Here is a 20,500-nt window from a genome sequence, read left to right on the forward strand (position 1 = left end):
TTAGGTCGCTTTTTTTGCTTAAATGATTGAAAAAATCATGCTTGGCTTTTGAGTTTTAATATTAACCAAATTCACCAACAGCGCGCTCTTTAGCCCATTCACGGAGAACGAACTTCTGAAGTTTACCTGTCGAGGTTTTTGGAATTTCGGTAATCACTACATCTTTAGGTACTTTGAAACGTGCAAGGTGCTGCTTACAGAATTCGATCAGTTCTTCAGGCGTTGCTTCTTTACCTGCTTTTAATTCAATAAAGGCACAAGGCACTTCTTGCCAACGAGGGTCAGGTTTTGCAACCACTGCAGCGGTCAGTACAGCAGGGTGTTGATATAGAATTTCTTCTACTTCGAGCGATGAAATGTTTTCACCCCCTGAAATGATCACATCTTTAGAGCGGTCAGTAATTTTGGCATAACCGTCAGGTTGGCAGACTGCTAAGTCGCCGGTATGGAACCAGCCACCGGCAAAGGCTTCAGCCGTTGCTTCTGGGTTTTTCAAATAACCTTTCATTACGATGTTGCCACGGAACATGATTTCACCCATGGTCTGGCCATCATGCGGAACAGGTAACATGGTTTCAGGATCAATGACTTTCATGCCATCTTGAAGCGGGTATGGCACACCTTGGCGAGAATGCAACTGTGCTTGTTCTTGAATGGAAAGATCAGACCAACCAGCTTGCGATGCGCAAAGTGCTGATGGACCATAGGTTTCAGTCAAACCGTAAACATGTGTGACATTGATACCAATATTACGCATCCCTTCAATAATCGCTGCAGGTGGCGCTGCACCAGCAACCATCACTTCAACGCGATGGTCAAATTGTGCTTTTTTCTCTTCAGGCGTATTGATCATCATTGAAAGTACGATTGGTGCACCGCAGAAATAATCTACTTTGTGTTCTGCAATCAATTTGAAAATCAGTTCAGGGTCAATTTTACGTAGACAAATATTGGTTCCGCCATTGGCTGCCATTGTCCAAGCAAAGCACCAGCCATTACAGTGGAATAGAGGAAGCGTCCACAGATACGTTGCACGTGGCGTCATGCCGCAAGCAATGATGTTACTCGCTGCATTGATATATGCGCCGCGGTGATGATACACCACGCCTTTTGGATTCCCTGTGGTACCCGAGGTATAGCTTAAACTAATCGCATCCCATTCATCTTGAGGTAAGTGCCATTCAAAGTTCGCATCGCCTTGCGCCAACCAGTCTTCAAATTCAATTTGTCCAATCGGTTGTGCTGTGCCTTCAAATTCAGCATCTGCAACATCAATGACATAAATGTCTTGATCGATCAAAGCCAAAGCTTCGGTGGCAACTTGAGCAAATTCAGGGTCAACCAACAGGACTTTGGTTTCTGCATGTTCCAGCATGAAGGCAATGGTTTTCGCATCAAGGCGTGTATTTAGCGTATTTAGTACAGCACCCGCCATCGGTACGGCAAAGTGTGCTTCAACCATAGCCGGAACGTTCGGTAATAACACAGACACGGTGTCGTTTTTGCCAATGCCTAATTGTTGCAACTGATGTGCAAATTGACGACAGCGGTTATATGTTTGGCGCCATGAAATATGACGATTGCCATGGATAATGGCATCCTGATCAGGATAAATATAAGCTGCACGCTCTAAATAACGTAGAGGCGAAAGTGCCACAAAATTTGCCGGGGTCCGTGGCAATTCATCGTATGCGCTAACCATCGTGGTACTCCAAGTCCATGTCTATTTGTTTTAAATCTGACTTAACAATAATTCAGTCCGTAGCTTCTCTGCATTTATGCTTTAGTCGAGTATTTACACTAAATTTTTAAGTGATTGAAATTGAATAAAATAAAAACAATAAGGTGACGAAAATGAACCCTGTGGTTCTCAAAATTGATTTTTTAGCATAAATAATTTAGTTGAAAAACATACAGGTATTGTTGGTTTTTTATACTGATTTGGCAGATATTTCTGTGTGTGATCTTTTTTATTGATTCGGTTTGAATGATGCTTAATGAAAAATGTAGAGCGCCTTGAATAGTCTGTGTGGGGATATAAACGAATGATATTTTTTTTAATTGATCGTGGCTTATTTGCTGTTTTATAACAATAAACTTAAATTTGAGAAGATACAGAACTTCGTATAATCTAAGTAAAAAAATCAAGATGGCTTGTGCATTAACATTGCAAAAGCGGAATCAAAAATAAAACAATACGGCTAAATACAATAAAAAGTATGGCGACAAGGATGAATATGACAATTCAACACGACATTGCATGGGAAAATTGGTCAGGTGCTCAGAAGTCGATCCCGAAGTCATTTATACAACCGCAAAATCTTGAGCAATTAATGGATGTGGTGCAATCCCATCCTAAGATTCGCTTGGTTGGCGCAGGGCACTCATTTAGCCCTTTGGTAAAAACCACAGATACCTTAGTAAGTTTAGATCATCTCAAAGGCATTCTAGATATCGATGCTGAACGCTGCCAAAGTACCGTCCAAGCTGGTACACGATTATTTGATTTGGGGGAGAAGCTCGCGGCTTTTGATCAAGCACTGATTAATCAAGGAGATATTGATCGTCAAAGTTTGGCTGGGGCTATTGCAACAGGGACGCATGGTACCGGACTCGAATTACCGTGTTTATCGGCAATGGTTACGGGGTTTAAATTATTAACCGCGCAGGGCGAATTACTACAATGTAGTGCTGAGCAGAATAGCGAAATTTTCCAAGCAGGGCGTGTTTCACTCGGGAGTTTAGGCGTGCTGACGCATGTACAGCTGCAAAACCGACCGATGTATAAACTCAAAGAACAAACGCGATTATGTCCGCTGAAAGATGTCTTGCAGAATATGCAGCAATGGCAATATGAACATCGACATATTGAGTTCTGGGCATTTAGTCATGCCGATCAGGTTATTTTAAAAACCTTAGATGAGACGGAAGATGACCTTCAACCGCGGAAAGAACAGTGGTTAGATGACGACGTATTACTCAAATTTTGTGCAGAATTGACGCGATTCTTTCCACCACTGAATCCATGGCTACAAAAATTATTGGGTGTTTTTGTCAAACCTTCGATGAGCGTAGATTGGTCAAGTCGAATATTTCCTTCTGCTCGAAATACAAAATTTAATGAGATGGAATACCAGATTCCGCTGCAACACGGGATGAATTGTTTAGAAGAAATTTTGCATACCCTTCGACGTCATAAGGTGCCGATGTTTTTTCCGCTAGAATATCGACTTGTACGTGGGGATGATATTTGGCTCAGTCCGTTTTATCAGCAAGATTCGGCCTCAATTTCGGTGCATCAGTTCTATAAGCAAGATTATCAAGTCATCTTTAAGCTCGTGGAGCCGATTTTTTTAAAATATGGCGGGCGTCCGCATTGGGGGAAATTGCATAGCCTAAATGCGCGGCAGCTTCAAAATGTGTACCCCAAGTGGCAGGATTTTTTAAAGATTCGACAAGAATTAGATCCTCAGCAAAAGTGGCTCAGTCCCGAGCTACAGCAGTTGCTGATTGATTAGGCATCGTGGAAAGTTAAACGTTGAAGACCAATCGAACGATATGAAAAAGGGGATGGCATGGATGCATATTTTCAAAAGTTGAATACGCTGCTAAAGCAAAACGGGACAGGGATGCCGCAGTTAATTGTGGATGTTGCAGCATTAAATCACAACTTGGTGATCACTCAGCAGCAGATACCACACAGTCTGCATCCGCGCTTGGTGGTGAAATCCTTGGCCTGCATGGCATTGCTTCAACACTGTGCTACACAGCTTCAGACACAGCGTTTCATGCTATTTCATTTTGCACATCTGAAAACACTTTTCGAATCGATACCGCAAGCCGATGTGTTGTTTGGAAAACCGATGCCGATTCAGGCCTTGAACCATGCAGACAAGGCGTTTTTGCAGGCAACGCAATCGCAAGTGCAATGGCTGATTGATAGTGAACAGCGTTTAGCCCAATACCTCAAATTTGCTGAGCAGCATCAACTGTGTCTACGCATCAATATTGAAATCGATGTGGGGCTACACCGTGGAGGTCTAAAAACGATTGATGAGCTAAAGGCTGTTTTGGATCTAATCGCTCGACATCCTCAACATTTAAAATTTTCAGGATTGATGGGCTATGACGCACATGTGGCGAAGATTCCACGACTGATTCAATCTGCTGAACAGACTTATCAACAGTCCCAGCAAAGTTATCAACAATTCAAAGCTTATGTACAACAGCGCTACCCAACCTTATGTGATGAACACACCTGTTGGAATGGTGGTGGTAGTCCTAGTTTTAGTTCTCATTGTCAGCAGAGTGTCTGTAACGAAGTCTCGTTTGGCTCGATGTTATTAAAACCTGCAGATTTTGAACTGAAAAATTTACAAGCTTTTCAAAGTGCCTTATGGATCGCCACACCTGTGTTAAAAGTGTTGCCGCGGACTGAATTACCACAGTTAGAATGGCTCAGTCGTTGGGCAAAATATCAGGCTGTATTTATTTATGGAGGCTATTGGCGAGGGGACTATGTTTATCCTCAAGACAGTCACCCCCATGCCTTATATGGTCGCAGTAGTAATCAGGAGCTTGTGCAAATTCCACAGACAAGCAGCATAGACGTAGATGATTATATTTTTTTACGCCCTACCCAGAGTGAAATGATCATCCCTCAATTTGCACAGCTTTGGTTGTACCAAGCCGATCAATTCATGGCCTTTGAAACCTTCAGAGAATAAAAAAGAGCCCGTATGGACTCTTTTTAGGTTCAATTGTTTTGAAAAAAGCTCATGATTTGAAGCTTATTCAAATCCACTGTAGTGAATACCCGTGAGGTTCGACATTTCTTTTTTCCATGTGGTCAGATCATCTTTGCAGAATTGATTCAGATGATGATGTCCGCAGGCACGTGCCATAACTTGCATCAGTTCAACGGATGCATTTAGAAAATTCGCCAGTTGCTGTGCCGATTTGTCTATTTCTAAACGACGACGTAAATGATCTTGTTGCGTGGCGATGCCAACAGAACAATCATTGCTTTGACAGGCACGCATAGCTAAACAGCCAATGGCTTGCATGGCAGAGTTTGAAATCGCGATGGCATCTGCACCTAAAGCGAGTGCCTTAATAAAGTCAGCGGGTACACGAAGTCCACCTGTGATCACTAAACTAATATCTGACCGTCCTAAACGGTCTAAATGACGACGTGCTCGTGCAAGTGCAGGAATGGTCGGTACAGAGATATTGTCACGGAATAAGGTTGGGGCTGCACCTGTTCCACCGCCACGACCATCTAAAATAATATAGTCCACACCGATGCTGAGTGCTGCGTCAATATCACGTTCAATATGCTGTGCGGAGAGTTTATAGCCGATCGGGATGCCGCCGGTTTCTGCTCGGACATATTCTGCAAATTCACGATATTGTGAAAGATGAGTCCAGTCGGGGAAAGTTGCAGGAGAAATGGCTGCGGTGCCTTCTGGTAATTTGCGCACTTCTGCAATTTTTCCAACCACTTTATGGCCTGGCAGATGTCCTCCCGTACCTGTTTTTGCAGCTTGACCGCCTTTAAAATGAAAGGCCTGACACTTTTTAACTTTTTCGATGTCATAGCCAAAACGACCCGATGCAAGTTCATAAAAATAACGTGAATTGGCCGCTTGTTCCTCAGCAAGCATTCCACCTTCACCTGAACAAATGCCTGTACCTGCAAGTTCAGCACCTATTGCAAGGGCAACTTTGGCTTCTTGAGATAATGCACCAAAACTCATATCTGACACAAACAGGGGGATTTTGAGTTTTAAGGGTTTTTTAGCATTTGGGCCAATCACTACTTCGGTTGCTACGGGTGCATCATCTAATAATGGAATTTTCCACAGTTGTGCGGTGATCAGTTGAATGTCCTCCCATTTCGGGAGTTGATTAAAAGGCACGCCCATCGCCGCTGTCGGACCATGATGTCCAAATTTACTTAAGCCATTTCGTGCGAGTTCTAAGATCAATTTATTATGTGGTTCTTCTGGCGCGGGCGCGGAATCAGCATATAGGCCTTGGTATTGATCACGCTTATATTGTTGAGGATTTCTTTTCTCCCACGCTTGAATTTCTTCAAGATCGACATACACCTGATCGCCTTCCACCCACGCTTTAAACTTTTGCAGATTTTTATTCAGATAACGTGGATTGATGCCAGTTTTATAAATATAGTGAGAACCATGCAGCCCACAGACGATTTTATCTCCTTGAATATGGGCATCGGCCATGAGTGCGCCGCGATGCTGACAGCGACCATACATGACCACGACTTTTTCTACATCATCATCTTCGAGCCGTAAGACCACAAGATCGACATTGGCTGCAAGGGCATAAGCGGGTTGGAGCGGTTTTAAACTAGACCAAGATATAAGTGAATGTGCTTGCATGATACCTGCCTACATAAAGATTTCAGTGGGTATAGGTGTTCGAAATTCGGAATAATTTTATGAATTAGAACGTGATTATTATGTTGACAGCATAAAGCGTATTTCGGCTGAAATCTGCTTGAATTATCAGGAGTCTTGTAAAAGGCAGCAGAAAAATCAACTTCCATGGGATTAGAGGTTTATTAAAGTTGGCAGGGCGTGTAAAATTTAGGTCGAATTTTATTTATCCACCGTTTTTATCTTTTGAGGGTCTCCCTCGATCATAATCTCGCGGTGACATGCTCCATTGTACGGGGCATCACTCCTTAAGGATTTTTATATGCCAATTATCACTTTGCCAAATGGCGATCAAAAAGAATTTGATCATGCCGTGTCTGTGATGGAAGTTGCTCAAAGCATCGGTCCTGGTCTAGCAAAAAATACAGTTGCGGGTCGTGTAAACGATCGTTTAGTTGATGCGTCTGATTTAATTACAGAAGATGCTAGCCTACAAATTATCACGCCTAAAGATGAAGATGGTATTCACATCATTCGTCACTCTTGTGCGCACTTGGTGGGTCATGCAGTTAAGCAATTGTTCCCAGAAGCAAAGATGGTCATTGGTCCTGTCATTGAAGAAGGTTTCTACTATGACATCTGGATGCCACGTCCGTTTACTTTAGATGACATGGCAGCAATCGAAGAGCGCATGAAAAAGCTCATCGACCAAGACTATGATGTCATCAAAAAAATGACTCCACGTGATGAAGTGATCAAAGAGTTCACTGCACGCGGCGAAGAATACAAATTGCGTCTGATCGAAGACATGCCTGAAGAAACTGAAATGGGCTTGTACTACCATCAAGACTACTTGGACATGTGCCGTGGTCCGCACGTTCCAAATACTAAATTCTTAAAATCGTTCAAGTTGACTAAAATCTCTGGTGCTTACTGGCGCGGTGATGCGAAAAACGAACAGCTGCAACGTATTTACGGTACAGCTTGGGCTGACAAAAAACAGTTAGCTGCGTATATCAAACGTATTGAAGAAGCTGAAAAACGCGATCACCGTAAAATTGGTAAAGCGTTAGACTTGTTCCATATGCAAGAAGAAGCGCCGGGTATGGTGTTCTGGCATCCAAACGGCTGGACGATTTACCAAGTGCTTGAACAATACATGCGTAAAGTTCAACAAGCCAACGGTTACCAAGAAATCCGTACACCGCAAGTGGTTGATTTCACGCTTTGGGAAAAATCAGGTCACGCAGCAAACTATGCTGAAAACATGTTTACGACTCACTCAGAGAACCGTAATTATGCAGTAAAACCAATGAACTGCCCATGTCACGTGCAAGTCTTCAACCAAGGTTTGAAATCTTACCGTGATCTTCCAATTCGTTTGGCTGAGTTTGGTTCATGTCACCGTAACGAACCATCGGGTTCATTACACGGCATTATGCGTGTACGTGGCTTTACACAAGATGATGCGCATATCTTCTGTACGAAAGAACAAATCGGTACTGAAGTTGCAGACTTCATTAAATTGACTTTAGATGTTTATAAAGACTTTGGCTTTGAAGAAGTACAAATGAAGTTGTCGACACGTCCAGAAAAACGTGTAGGTGATGACAAACTTTGGGATATGGCAGAAAAATCTTTGGCAGACGCTTTAGATGCTGCAGGCCTAGAATGGGAACTTCAACCGGGTGAAGGCGCATTCTACGGTCCGAAAATTGAATTCTCATTGAAAGACTGCTTAGGTCGTGTATGGCAGTGCGGTACAATTCAATGTGACTTTAACTTACCAGAACGTCTTGACGCATCTTATGTGACTGAAGATAACGACCGTGATCAGCCTGTAATGTTGCACCGTGCAATTCTTGGCAGTTTCGAGCGTTTTATTGGTATACTTATTGAACACTATGCTGGTTTCATGCCACCTTGGTTGTCTCCAATTCAAGCATGTGTGATGAACATTACCGATTCACAAGCTGAAGCATGTGAGTCAGTCGTCGCTAAACTTAAAGAAAGCGGTATCCGCGCGATTTCAGACTTGAGAAATGAGAAAATCGGCTTTAAGATTCGTGAACGTACTTTAGAGCGTATTCCTTACTTATTGGTTCTTGGAGACCGTGAAGTTGAGGAAGGTACTGTAAACGTCCGTACTCGCTCTGGAAAAAATTTGGGTACTATGTCAATTGATGCATTCGTTGACCTAGTAAAAGCAGCCGTAGCCGAACGCGGCCGGTACATTGTGGAGTAAAAGCGATTAAACAGCCTGACCGTAATCAACAGGGCGGAAAATCAAACCGTCCTGCCTTGAATGATGAAATTCGTGCAAAAGAAGTCCGTCTAGTAGACGAAAATGGCGAGCAAAAAGGGATTGTATCTCTTGCTGACGCTTTGCGTGCTGCAGAAGCAGTAGATCTTGACCTTGTTGAGATTGTTGCTAATGCTGAGCCACCAGTCTGCAAAATCATGGATTTTAACAAGCATTTGTTTGATCTAAAACAAAAGCAAAAAGAAGCGAAGAAAAAACAACATCAAGTACAGGTGAAAGAAATCAAGCTACGCCCTGGTACTGATGTTGGTGACTACAACGTTAAACTACGTGCCATTATCAAGTTCCTTGAAGAAGGCAATAAGGTAAAAATCACGCTTCGTTTCCGTGGTCGTGAAATGGCACACCAACAGTTAGGTTTGGCTCAATTGCAAAAAATTGAAGCTGACGTGGTTGACTATGGTGTTGTTGAACAAACACCAAAAATGGAAGGCCGTCAAATGGGTATGCTGCTTGGTCCTAAAAAGAAAAAGTAAGTATCCATTAAAAAAGCACTGCATTTGCAGTGCTTTTTTTTGCCTATATTTGGGTTTTTTAATCTCAATGATGTTCAAGGGTACCAATAATTTTTGCTGCGTATTGATTGGAAAATAGAGCAAAATTCATGAATGCGAACTTATGTCTGAGGGTATTAAGTAAGTTTCTTTAAGAAAGACAAATTTGATTATATTCTAATTGATATTCAATCGTTGTTTCGATTCAGACGTTTTGAAATGCTTTAATTTAGTTTTAATGTAGGTATAAAGTGAGCAAAGCTTTTTATTGAGCTAACTATGTGAGATCTATTTACATAACACCGGCAGTGAGATGGGGATTTTCAGTACCCTCCAATAGATTTTCATCTTGGTAATATTAGGTTGTATATTCCATGTCATAAAAGCAATCAGAACAAAGTACATTTCATAGAAATAGATAGTAATACAAAGTAGGATTATTTTTTGCAAGATACGCCAAAATTTAAAAAGAGTAGATGAACAGCTTGTAAGCCAGACCCACCAAGGATTCATTAAAAACACCTATGGGTAAGATTAAGTTGAGAATAGATAAAAAACGAAACATAAAATTTGCAATCTAGACACTATATTCTTGAGATGGCATGATTTTTTATTCTTGTTTGTCATGTTTTGAATCTAACTAATTTTCTTAATATAAAAAAGACCCCGAAGGGTCTTTTTTTTATGAGGGTTTACTCAGCGATATTTTCTTGGACAGGACTTTCTATCAATGCCTTTTTGCCAATTGGAATTTGGCGTGGTAGTTTTTCTTCAGGAATAATACGCTGTAAGTCCACTGTCAATAAACCATTTTCATATAGGGCTTGTTGCACTTCTATATGTTCATCTAAGCGTAAAGACAGTTTAAATGTACGACGAGCAATGCCTTTATGCAGGAATTCCACAGTTGTATCTTGCGCTTCAGTTGGTTTACCTGAAATGCTTAGCACTTGATTTTCTAAGTTTAGCGAAAGTTCATCTTCTGTAAAACCTGCGGTTGCCACCACAATGCGATAGCTATTTTCAGCCGTTTTTTCAATATTGTATGGCGGGTAATTTGGTGTGTCGCTTTGCATGGCATAATCAAATAAATCGTTGAAACGATCAAAACCAATGCTACGACGGAAAAGTGGGTTAAGATTTAAACTACTCATAATTAGAACTCTCTTTAATAAGCAAAGTTGTAACAATAAGAAATGTTCAGTGATGCTTGGCATCCACTGTTCACTAACAAGATCGTTTGATCCTTGTACATGTATCAATATCGGTCTGTGCTGATTTTTTTCAAGGGATTTTTATAAAAAAATTATATTTTTTGAATTTTTGTACCTTAAGTGATTTTAAAAGCAAAGTGATAATTCACATTTTAACGTTACTTTTCAGAAAAACTGACAAGCTTTCACTGGATTAAACATGTTATACATAAAGCAAAATGAGATTGCCTTACTGAAAATTAAAAAGGAATATAGATGATTGATCTCTACTATTGGGGTACACCCAATGGACATAAAATTACCATCGCTTTAGAAGAAATGGGTTTGGAATACCAAATTTTTCCGATTAATATCTTGGAAAATGATCAATTTCAGCCAGACTTTTTGAGAATTTCTCCGAACAATAAAATCCCTGCAATCGTGGATCAGAATGGCCCACGAGGAGAGTCAATTTCAGTTTTTGAGTCTGGTGCGATTCTGCAATATCTTGGACGTAAAACAGGTTTGTTTTATCCAGAAGATGAGTTTGAGCGCGTTGAAGTTGAACAATGGTTGATGTGGCAAATGGGTGGTTTTGGGCCCATGTTAGGACAAAATCATCATTTTAGTCGTTTTGCACCTGAACATATTCCGTATGCAACTGAACGTTATGTAAATGAATCTAAACGCTTATATAAAGTTTTGAACCATCAGTTGATTGGTCAAAAATTTGTGGCTGGAGAGTATTCGATTGCAGATATGGCTATTCTGCCTTGGGCACTGCGTCATGAATGGCAGCAAATTCAGTTGGAAGATTATCCATACGTGAAAGACTATATTGATCGACTGACGGCCCGTCCAGCGGTACAAAAAGCCTTAGCGATACAGGTTTAAAAAAAAGAGCATGGAAACATGCTCTTTTTTTTATGGAATGAATAGAAGCTTTTTCCACCAAGGTCTTTGGTTTTCTTTCAGTGTCTTGAGTGAAAAGGGCTGTACGGCAACAAAGGGGTAAGCGACACCATTTTTGATATAAGGTTTGAACTTGGCACGTAAAAGTGACTGCTCAACCCGCTTATCAATGTGCGTGAGTCCAGAGCTTTTGATTAATTCAGCTTTTTGAACTTCGCCAGTGGCTAAAACATACAATTTAAAACTAAGGTCACGATTTTGATTGCCAAGATCGTCATTGTTGAAGTTAAAAATAGGTCGCTTTTTCCAAATCATTTGATCTTGTGTAATCACGTGTTGTTTGGCAACTTCAGAAGGACTTTGTGCATATAAAGCGGTCAAAATTTGTAATAACACGATAAAACTTAAGCAAAGAATTTTTTTCATAAAGTGAGTTAAAATTATTCAATATTTGCGTGGCAGATTAGAAGTCTCATGTATAAAAGTAAAGTGCGGAAAGACTCACCTTAAGATTTTAGATAGGACGGAAGAAAATTCTAACGCTGTGTTAGAATGCGGCGCTGCCGAAAAGAACGCGTTGTTGACGGCTTAGTTGGACGATTTTGCGATGAAAGACTTTTTCTTAAATTTTACCCGTATTGTTGAAAATAACCCAAGAATCTATTGGAGTATTATTTTTGGTATTGCAGGCTGCTTAGTGCTATTTGTCGCTGAAATTGTGCATGTTCAAAATATTCTTGCAGATTTACATACCAAAGATCAAAACTTGATGCGAGCTGCGATTGAACCGATTTCTTCACAATATAAATGGTCGAGAATCGTTGTAATTGTTGCAGCAGTGCTTTGGTCAAATTTTGAATATTTGAAGTCGAAGAAAAAATTAGGTCTCTAAGCATTCGTTTCGATGTGGTCGTTTTTAGTTTTATTCTTCGCGGCATTTGGGGCTGCGACCTTACTTCCTTTACAGTCCGAAGCCGTATTGCTCGGCTTGTTGAGCTATGGTCAACATAATCCATGGCTGCTGATTGTGGTGGCCAGTATTGGTAATATTCTCGGTTCTTGTGTGAATTGGTGGCTCGGTTTAAAAGTAGAACATTATAAAAATAAAACATGGTTTCCCGTGTCAGAGCTGAAAATGCAGCAGGCACAGGGCATTTATCACAAATATGGCTATTGGTCTTTGCTACTGAGTTGGCTGCCGATGATTGGAGACCCAATTACTTTAATAGCGGGTTTAATGAAAGAAAACTTCTGGCGCTTTGTTTTCATGGTGACCGTAGCGAAAACCGGGCGTTATCTCTGTATTTATCTTATATTTTTAGGTTTTTTCTGAGATAACAAAACAGGGCATTGAAAGATTCAATCCCTGTTTGAAATGTTGCATCTATTATTTATTTACAGCCATTCACTTTAAATTGAATTTCATCTTTAAAGTTCGACTTTTTGTAGATCCAAAGGGTGCTCGCAGTACGTTTAACCGAGATCTGACTATTTCTTAGTGCTTCAACGACTTTCTGATCGAGTGCATAAATGCCAGAGCCTTGCTTGATCTTCACCTTTTTCACTTGTCCGTGTTTGTCCACTTTAAAGTTAAATTTGACTTTACGATCGTGCTGTTTCAACTCATGACTAGTGAGATCTAATTTTGGTTGAGATACATATTGGAATGGCGTTTTCTTATCTGCACTTTGTGCATTCCAAACTTTTGAATCAAAGTTGAAATCACATTCAGGCGTATTGCCTTTAACTCTCAAATTAAACGCTTGATAGCCAATAATGGCTTTGGCTTCACCATTTTCTAAATGTGGTTTGACTTTAGCTTTTTTGACAGCAGAAATTAAGATTCGGTCGAGTTGATCGACCCCTGTACTTTCTTCAACACTTGCATCGGTAATGGTGCCTTTTGCATTTGCTGTAACACGAATAATGGCCGCGCGGTCACGTTGCTTGAGATCTTCATTGGCATATACTGGTTTTGGGAAAACCGACCAATTTAAGCGCGTGGTTAAATGTGCATGAGCAACTTCAATATTCTGTGCCGGAAGTTGGTGGGGTTTGGTAGAAGCACTAAACGCTGTAGAAAATGGAGCGCAGGCCAAAAGGGTTAAGCACAGATATTGTTTCATAAGTCTATTCTAAGATCACAAAGTGAGTGATGAATGCGTCGATATTGCTGCGCAGTATTTCCTGTATTGGAAATACTGGCAAGGTTTAAATGGAAAATATGCCATTATTTTTTTGACTGATGGGTTATGTCGATTCCAAATAAGTCACGGGTTTTTGCCCAACTGATCGCAACTACAGCCATGGTCATACAGCCACCAAAGATTGTCGCCATGATCGTGCCCATATATTTTGCAGCCAATCCAGATTCAAAAGCTCCAAGTTCATTACTGCTAGAAACAAACATGCCATTCACCGCAGCAACACGACCCCGCATATTTTCAGGTGGATAAAGTTGCAAAATGGTCTGACGAACCACCACAGACACGCTGTCACATGCCCCAGTCATTGCCAGTGCAAAGAGTGATAACCAAAGATTGCTTGAAAATGCGAATAAAATGGTAAATACACCAAAACCCGCTACAGCCAATAACATATTACGCCATGCATGATGAGTTGGAGGGAGTTTGGTCAATGCAATCATAGTGATCAGGGCGCCAATAGACGGTGCTGCCCGTAAGTAGCCTAAACCTTCAGGCCCCACTTTTAAAATATCTTCGGCAAAAATCGGTAAGAGGGCAATCACGCCACCAAAAAGCACAGAAACTAAATCGAGTGAAATCGCCCAAAGGACAATTTTGGTTTTCCAGATAAATCGAAAACCTTCACTTAAACTATCTTTTAAATTGTCAGATTCAATTTTAGGAAAACTGCGTTTATTGAGTAGGTTAATGAGAACGAAGCAGACCGTTAGTAGCGCCGCAACACTGAGTAAGCTGGTTTCACGGCCTAAAAATGCCAACATAAAACCGCCAAGCATTGGCCCAATAATCACCCCACTTTGCCAACCAATCGTTGTCCATGTTGCACCATTGGCATAGAGCTCCCGCGGGATTAAAAAAGGTTTAAGCGACGTTGCCGAGGGATTATAGAAACCACGGATCGTTCCAAGCCCAAAAATGACCGCATAAATCCCCCAAGACAGTTGGGTGACATCAATTTGGCCGAGACCATATTGGTGAAATAACCCCCAAAGAATAAGTGGCATAGGTACAGAAAAAAACAGACAAATTTTCATAATGGTCTGTTTATTGAAACGATCTGCAAAGTATCCTCCCCACAAAGAGAGAGCAATAAAAGGAATTGCTTCGGCTAAACCAATTAAGCCCAGTGTTAGCGGGTCTTTAGTGATTTGATATAGTGAATAAGCAACGATAATTTCTTGAATCAAAATGGCTAAGGTCAGACAAAATTGATTAAGCGTAACAATCGAGAAATCCCGATAACGTAGGGCTGCAAAAGCATCCTGTGCAGGTTTCATAATGGACATTAATAGCTGGCGTGCCGACATTATATAAGCCTTATTGGGCATCGCTTCTAAAATCATCGGAAAATCTATATCAGAAAATTAATTAAGTTCGATATTCGGTAGAAAGATTCGCTTTTGTTTTGAGCAAAGATGCTTTAGAATACTCGCTCCCTTACCTGCAGGGCGTCTTTGCAATGGTGCAGGCGTGCCGAACAGGTGTTCAAAAGAGGTTCTTATGCCTAAGATGAAAACTCGCCGTGGTGCAGCTAAACGCTTCAAGCCAACTGCAAACGGTTTTAAACGTCACCAAGCGTTCAAACGACACATTTTGACCAAAAAATCTGCTAAGCGTATCCGTCAATTACGCGGCTGTGTAATGGTTCACGTAAGTGACGTTGCTTCAGTTCGCCGTATGTGCCCATACATCTAAGGAGATTATAAATGGCTCGTGTTAAACGTGGTGTACAGGCTCATCGCCGTCATAAAAAAATTCTTGCTCGTGCTAAAGGTTACTACGGCGCTCGTTCACGCGTATATCGCGTAGCGTTCCAAGCAGTAATCAAAGCAGGTCAATATGCTTACCGTGACCGTCGTCAAAAGAAACGTCAATTCCGTGCTCTATGGATTGCGCGTATCAATGCTGGTGCTCGTCAAAATGGTTTGTCGTACAGCCGTATGATCGCTGGCTTGAAAAAAGCTCAAGTGATTATCGACCGTCGCGTACTTGCTGACATCGCTATGCATGACGCAGTTGCGTTTGCTGCTTTAGCTTCTAAAGCTAAAGATGCATTAGCTGCATAAGTCTTTATGACTAAAAAAGACCGCTTTTAGCGGTCTTTTTTTATGGATGAATTTGATTAGACATCTTATTTTTTCGACCATATGGCTAAAAACACAATGATGCCAATTGTGATTGCGGCAAATTTTATAAAATCAAATTGTTTAAAAAGTAAATAAAAGCCATAAAGTAAAGCGAATAGCATGGCAAAAATTAAAACTAAAGAAAAAAATACAACCCATGGTTTTTCAGGCTCTTTATCTGTTGAAGTGTTGGTGGCGGAAAGAGCTTGATCAGATGTTGACTTGAAATAATTAACTTTGGGGTATTTTTTCTGTAGTTGTTTGAGTAAAGCTTTCTCTTCATCATTGACTAAATTTTCGCGGTTGAAATGATTGGCTGTATAGCACGTGACATCTACATGGTGTTCTGACAGTTTGTACTCATAATCCAATAGTTGTGCATATTCTTCGGTTGTAAATAAATGGATCGGTGAGCTTTCGTTTTTTACGTGTTTTAAATTTTGGATAGCAGCTTCGATTGAATTGAGCATTTCAAGCAGACTTAATCCAACTTGAGGTGAAGCTTGAGGATTCTCCAAAAGAGGGAGTGAGTCATCCAGAAGGCCATAATAATACAAATTATGGATTAGTTTAAATTGAGGCTGAATGTGGGTAGAAAACGGATGTTCAAATAAATCCAGTTGAATGCTATTTACTAAACTGCTCCAACTCGATTTTTTATCAAAGCAAAAGCATTCGTTCCGCTGTTGTTGATTGAGCTCAATTAATGTAAACAGTCCGAATGCGTCATGAAATTGTGTGGAACTTGCACCCCAAAACTCCCGAGGATCACCAATAGGGCTGATATCTAAAATTTTCGTTTCAGATTGGATTTGAACCAGTGCAAAGGCTTGATTTAAATTGTTGTGGAAAACAGCAAGAGGGTAGTTGGTTTTTACAAAGTCAAAATGAGGATGTTGATTAAGTTTTGCATGCTCAAAAAGAAGATCAAATGGATAAAGTGAGCATGTTCTAATCCGCTTTTCAGCCATATACATAATCAAATGATCAACTGAGTCATGTAGTAATGCATTGGTTTTAAAATCGCGAATCAAGAAAATGTCGCAAGCTTGGCCGCACCATGGGTGCAAAATCTCGTCATAGTAAATTTTCTGGTTAAAAAAGCGTTGAGCGTTATATTGCAAACCAAGAATAAATTGCTCGTAATGATCTATCATAATGAAGCATTTTTTTATTTTTCAATTGTAAGCTATCTTAGCTTTAATTTGACTTAAAAGGTAACTGCTTGATGCGCAAACAGTATCACTTCCGCCAAGTAGGCGACGATACGTATATTTGGGATGTACATCACTTAGTAAAACTCAGTCAAAATTTCAAGGTTCAGCAAATTCCTGTAAGTGACATTCAAGAGTTGAACGAAGCTTATTGGTTTCCAAAATCTGCTCCGACCACACAGCAAATTATTGAACATCTGGAATTGGTAAATGCTGCGGACTTAAGTTATCCCATTATTTTATGTGCTAGTGGTCGAGTGATGGATGGGATGCATCGAGTCGCAAAAGCATGCATAACCAGTCAGTCGCATATATTAGCCGTTCAATTTGAACAAACCCCAAAGCCTGACTTTATCAATATCGATGCAGATCTTTTAAATTATCGTGAAGAATAAAAGTTAACCTACAGATCCAATGCTGTTATCTTGAAGTAGATTCACCAGACTCAAGTTGATCATCATGACAATGAAAAGAATAAACGTAGTCGGTACATCGGCCACTGGAAAATCAACCTTTTCTAGGGCATTGGCAATAAAGCTTGGTTTGCATTACATTGAATTAGATAATTTGTTTTGGCTAGATGATTGGCAAGAATGTCCTGATGAGATCTTTTTTGCACGTATCGGAGCTGAAATTGCTAAAGCGAAAAATGGTTATGTTATTGATGGCAATTATACTCGGGCGATTCCTGTTAAATGGTCTGAAATAGATACGGTGATATGGTTAGACCTTCCGTTTCCAGTCAATTTATACCGCTCTGTAAGGCGCGCATTTTCTCGGGCTAAGTCCAAACAAGATCTTTGGCCAGATTCAAATAATCAGGAAAGTTTGTGGCGGATGTTTGGTCGAGATTCCATTGTCTGGTGGATGATTAAGACCCATAAAAAGAATCGTGAAAAATATCTACAGATGATGAATGCACCTGAATATCAACATATTCAATGGATTCGTTTAAAGTCTGCAAATGCAGTTGATGCATTTTTAGAACAATTGGACTCTTATGTTTTTGATGTTTAAGTTTTGATGTTTTATCAATAAAAAAGTGCAGTTAAGTTACAGAAATAATCTTTATACCGCGCTTTGCGACATGCCTAATGTATGGATAGAAAAGAACAAAAGGAAAATAAAATGTTGGCTGAAATAGTTGGTATGGGTCAAGGTAGCATCACTGTAGAGCTCGAAATGATTCCCCGCAAAGGTGAGGCGGTCAAAATCATGTATGGTGCAGACGCAGAGCTTGAAGGTGAAGTAGTCTCGGTCAGTCATTATATTAATCAACATGCCGATCAGCATCGCGTTCGATTAGAAGTTCGTCCATTTAATTATTTAACGACCTCATAATTTTGAGGTCATTCATACATAAGCATGTTCATAAAAAAGCCCTTCCATGAGAAGGGCTTTTTAGTGTTGATCACATTTATACAGTTAAAGTCCGAAGTAATAAGCCAATAAGCAAATCACTACCGTAATAATAATTAAGGTAACCACTCCACCTGCACCGGGTTTATGGGTTGGATTTGGCGTGTGTGCATGCTGAGGATTTGATTTTCTTTGCTCAGTTTTAAATCCATCCAGAGGAGAGCTTTCGACCACAGGAGTTAAACGTGCAGTTTTATAGTGATTGGCGACTTTTACGATAAATTTAGCCGTTAAATCTTCAGTTTTTTGAGCAAAATGGCGCAAATTTAACTGTTCTTCAGGTGTATAGATGCTGCCATCTGCATGATAGGGATGCTGAATTTTAGACTGAATGTGGCGGTTTAATGCATCTAAGCGATGTAAGCTATCATGTGCGAAATCCGCTTGTGCATCCGTTGGCAAGAGTGCAAGTTTTGCGGATTCATTCGATTCGCTGCTTAGATCAGGCTGCGTACCATAATAAGGTGTGCCCAACACCTCCGGCTCAATAAAACCTTCCGCAGATTTTTGTAAAAATAATTCCGCTTCAGTGAAGTTATGAATATCATCCCATTTTGGTAACTGCATATCCGCTGCGATGCGTTTAATGAGTTTATGGTTCAGCTCATAGCGCCAAAAAGTTTCTCGACGAATTTGCAGTTGTTGGGATGCCGGTGCTTCATAGTCATTTTCTGCGTTATACCACTCGGCAAGTTCTTTACCAAAAATCCATGCCTGCTTTTTATTTTGTTCGTGGCTCACAATAAAATGGGCAAAGGGAAGAAGTTCAACGTTAGCATTCGGATTTTGTTCATCATTCAGCAAGCTAGAGCTATGTAAACTTAAGCGTTGTACCCCTTGTTTTTTTAAGCCTTCTAGCCAAATTTGGAAATGTTGAGCCAATAAATGCTGTGATAGCAAATCACGAAAATGGAAACTGTGCTGATCAAAAATGTGGTGATTTAACCAACGTTGAAAACTTAAACCTTGGTTGAGAAATTCATTGCCATAAGTGACGAGTGTGAGCTGTTGTTTCCAGATTGGATCGAGTGCCATAAAGATTGGATCCCATTGATATTGTGTTTATCTTATACTTTTTTTAAAACTTGATGCTAATGCAATTTTAACTTGTGAATGCGCTTCATCATAACGGCTAAAAACTGTTAGAATAAGGGGTTTATATTATTTTTTTTAAATTGTTGCTTTGAGAGTTACTATGTCACTGGAAGCCCTGACCACTGAAGCGCTCGCTGCGATTGCAGCAGCAGAGGACCTTGCTACACTCGACCAAGTGCGAGTGCAATTTACAGGGAAGAAAAGCCAGCTCGCGGAACAATCGAAGTCGCTCGGTAAAATGGACCCAGAAGAACGTAAAGTTTTTGGTGCTCAAATTCATGCCGTTCGTGAATCGATTACTGGCGCACTGACTGCTCGTCAAGCTGAATTACAAAAAGCTGCATTAGAACAAAAGCTTGCTAGCGAAACGATTGATATTACTTTACCCGGCCGTGGTCAAACGGTGGGTAGCATTCACCCTGTGACTCAAGTTCAAGAACGTATTTGCCAATTCTTTACCAAAGCTGGCTTTACTGTTGCGACTGGTCCAGAAGTTGAAGATGATTATCACAACTTTGAAGCATTGAACATTCCGGGTCATCACCCTGCACGTGCGATGCACGACACTTTCTATTTTGATGCGAATCATTTACTTCGTACGCATACCTCAGGCGTGCAAATTCGTACGATGGAAAATCAGCAGCCTCCAATCCGTATTGTGTGCCCTGGTCGTGTTTACCGCTGTGACTCAGATCAAACGCATTCGCCAATGTTCCATCAAATCGAAGGTTTGTATGTGGCTGAAAACACCAGCTTTGCAGAACTTAAAGGTTTGTTGGTGAACTTGTTAAATGAGTTCTTTGAAAAAGATTTGAAAGTACGTTTCCGTCCATCTTATTTCCCATTCACAGAGCCAAGTGCAGAAGTGGATATCATGGATGAACGTGGTAAATGGTTGGAAGTTTTGGGCTGCGGTATGGTGCATCCAAACGTTTTACAAGCCGCTGGCATCGACCCAGAAAAATACAAAGGCTTTGCCTTCGGTTTAGGTGTAGAGCGTTTTGCCATGTTGCGTTACGGCATTAATGACCTGCGTATGTTCTACCAAAATGATGTGCGTTTCTTACGCCAATTTGCTTAAACAGTTTTATACCTCTCCCTAACCTCTCC

General features: G+C 40.6%; 21 protein-coding genes. 13 read left to right on the top strand and 8 right to left on the bottom strand.

All coding sequences use genetic code 11. From position 1 onward, the window contains the following. Window positions 1-61 precede the first annotated feature (61 nt). Window positions 62-1,702: an acyl-CoA synthetase gene (locus AC25JC_RS12930; protein WP_111884733.1), complete on the bottom strand. Its 1,641-nt coding sequence runs from the start codon at window positions 1,700-1,702 to the stop codon at window positions 62-64. A 535-nt stretch (window positions 1,703-2,237) separates the two neighbouring features. Here AC25JC_RS12930 and AC25JC_RS12935 point away from each other — a divergent pair. Both AC25JC_RS12935 and AC25JC_RS12940 read left to right on the top strand, forming a co-directional pair. Continuing rightward, window positions 2,238-3,518 carry a D-arabinono-1,4-lactone oxidase gene (locus AC25JC_RS12935; RefSeq protein ID WP_486924202.1) on the top strand — a complete coding sequence of 427 codons (1,281 nt, stop codon included), beginning with the start codon at window positions 2,238-2,240 and terminating at the stop codon, window positions 3,516-3,518. Between the two features lie 57 nt (window positions 3,519-3,575). Continuing rightward, a complete protein-coding gene (locus AC25JC_RS12940; RefSeq protein ID WP_486924188.1) occupies window positions 3,576-4,727 on the top strand; it encodes an alanine racemase in 1,152 nt (383 codons plus the stop codon). 63 nt (window positions 4,728-4,790) lie between these two features. On the opposite strand, the gene AC25JC_RS12945 is transcribed toward AC25JC_RS12940, so the two are convergent. Next, window positions 4,791-6,410: a glutamate synthase-related protein gene (locus tag AC25JC_RS12945; protein WP_486924189.1), complete on the bottom strand. Its 1,620-nt coding sequence runs from the start codon at window positions 6,408-6,410 to the stop codon at window positions 4,791-4,793. A gap of 319 nt (window positions 6,411-6,729) precedes the next feature. On the opposite strand from AC25JC_RS12945, the gene thrS reads away from it, so the two are divergent. Both thrS and infC read left to right on the top strand, forming a co-directional pair. Then, window positions 6,730-8,652, top strand: coding sequence for a threonine--tRNA ligase (gene thrS, locus AC25JC_RS12950; RefSeq protein WP_078189589.1), 1,923 nt, complete (start codon window positions 6,730-6,732; stop codon window positions 8,650-8,652). Window positions 8,653-8,657: 5 nt separating this feature from the next. Next, window positions 8,658-9,206, top strand: coding sequence for a translation initiation factor IF-3 (gene infC, locus AC25JC_RS12955; RefSeq protein ID WP_078192643.1), 549 nt, complete (start codon window positions 8,658-8,660; stop codon window positions 9,204-9,206). Window positions 9,207-9,916: 710 nt separating this feature from the next. On the opposite strand, the gene AC25JC_RS12960 is transcribed toward infC, so the two are convergent. After that, window positions 9,917-10,378, bottom strand: coding sequence for an Hsp20 family protein (locus AC25JC_RS12960; RefSeq protein WP_078192642.1), 462 nt, complete (start codon window positions 10,376-10,378; stop codon window positions 9,917-9,919). A gap of 315 nt (window positions 10,379-10,693) precedes the next feature. On the opposite strand from AC25JC_RS12960, the gene AC25JC_RS12965 reads away from it, so the two are divergent. Next, window positions 10,694-11,311: a glutathione S-transferase N-terminal domain-containing protein gene (locus AC25JC_RS12965; protein WP_486924190.1), complete on the top strand. Its 618-nt coding sequence runs from the start codon at window positions 10,694-10,696 to the stop codon at window positions 11,309-11,311. Between the two features lie 30 nt (window positions 11,312-11,341). On the opposite strand, the gene AC25JC_RS12970 is transcribed toward AC25JC_RS12965, so the two are convergent. After that, a complete protein-coding gene (locus AC25JC_RS12970; protein ID WP_180034871.1) occupies window positions 11,342-11,725 on the bottom strand; it encodes an energy transducer TonB in 384 nt (127 codons plus the stop codon). Between the two features lie 211 nt (window positions 11,726-11,936). Between AC25JC_RS12970 and AC25JC_RS12975 the strand changes: the two genes are divergently transcribed. Then, entirely contained in the window at window positions 11,937-12,221 is a 285-nt protein-coding gene (locus tag AC25JC_RS12975; RefSeq protein ID WP_078192639.1) for a hypothetical protein, read from the top strand. A 12-nt stretch (window positions 12,222-12,233) separates the two neighbouring features. Then, window positions 12,234-12,662: a YqaA family protein gene (locus AC25JC_RS12980; protein ID WP_078192638.1), complete on the top strand. Its 429-nt coding sequence runs from the start codon at window positions 12,234-12,236 to the stop codon at window positions 12,660-12,662. 58 nt (window positions 12,663-12,720) lie between these two features. On the opposite strand, the gene AC25JC_RS12985 is transcribed toward AC25JC_RS12980, so the two are convergent. Beyond that, on the bottom strand, window positions 12,721-13,455 hold the full coding sequence (locus AC25JC_RS12985; RefSeq protein WP_486924191.1) for a TonB family protein: 735 nt from the start codon (window positions 13,453-13,455) through the stop codon (window positions 12,721-12,723). A 104-nt stretch (window positions 13,456-13,559) separates the two neighbouring features. Then, complete coding sequence (locus AC25JC_RS12990; protein WP_486924203.1) at window positions 13,560-14,813, bottom strand: MFS transporter; 1,254 nt, start codon at window positions 14,811-14,813, stop codon at window positions 13,560-13,562. Between the two features lie 223 nt (window positions 14,814-15,036). Between AC25JC_RS12990 and rpmI the strand changes: the two genes are divergently transcribed. After that, on the top strand, window positions 15,037-15,231 hold the full coding sequence (rpmI, locus tag AC25JC_RS12995) for a 50S ribosomal protein L35 (protein ID WP_065994397.1): 195 nt from the start codon (window positions 15,037-15,039) through the stop codon (window positions 15,229-15,231). Window positions 15,232-15,242: 11 nt separating this feature from the next. Beyond that, window positions 15,243-15,602 (top strand): 50S ribosomal protein L20, encoded by a 360-nt coding sequence (gene rplT / locus AC25JC_RS13000; RefSeq protein WP_004647525.1) that lies wholly within the window; start codon window positions 15,243-15,245, stop codon window positions 15,600-15,602. 65 nt (window positions 15,603-15,667) lie between these two features. Here rplT and AC25JC_RS13005 read toward each other — a convergent pair whose 3' ends face one another. Then, on the bottom strand, window positions 15,668-16,786 hold the full coding sequence (locus AC25JC_RS13005; RefSeq protein ID WP_486924192.1) for a hypothetical protein: 1,119 nt from the start codon (window positions 16,784-16,786) through the stop codon (window positions 15,668-15,670). Window positions 16,787-16,890: 104 nt separating this feature from the next. Between AC25JC_RS13005 and AC25JC_RS13010 the strand changes: the two genes are divergently transcribed. The 3 genes from AC25JC_RS13010 (at window position 16,891) to AC25JC_RS13020 (ending at window position 18,217) form a co-directional block, all read left to right on the top strand. Continuing rightward, the gene (locus AC25JC_RS13010; RefSeq protein ID WP_486924193.1) at window positions 16,891-17,271 is read left to right on the top strand and encodes a hypothetical protein; all 381 of its coding nucleotides are present in this window, start codon (window positions 16,891-16,893) and stop codon (window positions 17,269-17,271) included. Between the two features lie 70 nt (window positions 17,272-17,341). Next, window positions 17,342-17,893, top strand: a complete 552-nt coding sequence (locus AC25JC_RS13015; protein WP_486924194.1) for a P-loop NTPase family protein — start codon at window positions 17,342-17,344, stop codon at window positions 17,891-17,893. 111 nt (window positions 17,894-18,004) lie between these two features. Continuing rightward, window positions 18,005-18,217: a KOW domain-containing RNA-binding protein gene (locus AC25JC_RS13020; RefSeq protein WP_180084650.1), complete on the top strand. Its 213-nt coding sequence runs from the start codon at window positions 18,005-18,007 to the stop codon at window positions 18,215-18,217. An 84-nt stretch (window positions 18,218-18,301) separates the two neighbouring features. Here the strand turns inward: AC25JC_RS13020 and AC25JC_RS13025 are convergent, their stop codons facing one another. Continuing rightward, window positions 18,302-19,330, bottom strand: a complete 1,029-nt coding sequence (locus tag AC25JC_RS13025; protein WP_486924195.1) for a hypothetical protein — start codon at window positions 19,328-19,330, stop codon at window positions 18,302-18,304. A gap of 160 nt (window positions 19,331-19,490) precedes the next feature. Between AC25JC_RS13025 and pheS the strand changes: the two genes are divergently transcribed. Then, the gene (gene pheS / locus AC25JC_RS13030) at window positions 19,491-20,471 is read left to right on the top strand and encodes a phenylalanine--tRNA ligase subunit alpha (RefSeq protein ID WP_078192633.1); all 981 of its coding nucleotides are present in this window, start codon (window positions 19,491-19,493) and stop codon (window positions 20,469-20,471) included. The last annotated feature ends 29 nt before the right edge of the window (window positions 20,472-20,500 follow it).

This window comes from Acinetobacter sp. P37 (assembly GCF_057480965.1).

Excerpts from the sequence above, each read along its gene's own strand:
- AC25JC_RS12930 (WP_111884733.1), bottom strand. The coding sequence starts at position 1,702 with ATGGTTAGCGCATACGATGAATTGCCACGGACCCCGGCAAATTTTGTG.
- AC25JC_RS12935 (WP_486924202.1), top strand. The coding sequence starts at position 2,238 with ATGACAATTCAACACGACATTGCATGGGAAAATTGGTCAGGTGCTCAG.
- AC25JC_RS12940 (WP_486924188.1), top strand. The coding sequence starts at position 3,576 with ATGGATGCATATTTTCAAAAGTTGAATACGCTGCTAAAGCAAAACGGG.
- AC25JC_RS12945 (WP_486924189.1), bottom strand. The coding sequence starts at position 6,410 with ATGCAAGCACATTCACTTATATCTTGGTCTAGTTTAAAACCGCTCCAA.
- thrS (WP_078189589.1), top strand. The coding sequence starts at position 6,730 with ATGCCAATTATCACTTTGCCAAATGGCGATCAAAAAGAATTTGATCAT.
- AC25JC_RS12960 (WP_078192642.1), bottom strand. The coding sequence starts at position 10,378 with ATGAGTAGTTTAAATCTTAACCCACTTTTCCGTCGTAGCATTGGTTTT.
- AC25JC_RS12965 (WP_486924190.1), top strand. The coding sequence starts at position 10,694 with ATGATTGATCTCTACTATTGGGGTACACCCAATGGACATAAAATTACC.
- AC25JC_RS12975 (WP_078192639.1), top strand. The coding sequence starts at position 11,937 with ATGAAAGACTTTTTCTTAAATTTTACCCGTATTGTTGAAAATAACCCA.
- AC25JC_RS12980 (WP_078192638.1), top strand. The coding sequence starts at position 12,234 with ATGTGGTCGTTTTTAGTTTTATTCTTCGCGGCATTTGGGGCTGCGACC.
- AC25JC_RS12985 (WP_486924191.1), bottom strand. The coding sequence starts at position 13,455 with ATGAAACAATATCTGTGCTTAACCCTTTTGGCCTGCGCTCCATTTTCT.
- AC25JC_RS12990 (WP_486924203.1), bottom strand. The coding sequence starts at position 14,813 with ATGAAACCTGCACAGGATGCTTTTGCAGCCCTACGTTATCGGGATTTC.
- rpmI (WP_065994397.1), top strand. The coding sequence starts at position 15,037 with ATGCCTAAGATGAAAACTCGCCGTGGTGCAGCTAAACGCTTCAAGCCA.
- rplT (WP_004647525.1), top strand. The coding sequence starts at position 15,243 with ATGGCTCGTGTTAAACGTGGTGTACAGGCTCATCGCCGTCATAAAAAA.
- AC25JC_RS13010 (WP_486924193.1), top strand. The coding sequence starts at position 16,891 with ATGCGCAAACAGTATCACTTCCGCCAAGTAGGCGACGATACGTATATT.
- AC25JC_RS13015 (WP_486924194.1), top strand. The coding sequence starts at position 17,342 with ATGAAAAGAATAAACGTAGTCGGTACATCGGCCACTGGAAAATCAACC.
- AC25JC_RS13020 (WP_180084650.1), top strand. The coding sequence starts at position 18,005 with ATGTTGGCTGAAATAGTTGGTATGGGTCAAGGTAGCATCACTGTAGAG.
- AC25JC_RS13025 (WP_486924195.1), bottom strand. The coding sequence starts at position 19,330 with ATGGCACTCGATCCAATCTGGAAACAACAGCTCACACTCGTCACTTAT.
- pheS (WP_078192633.1), top strand. The coding sequence starts at position 19,491 with ATGTCACTGGAAGCCCTGACCACTGAAGCGCTCGCTGCGATTGCAGCA.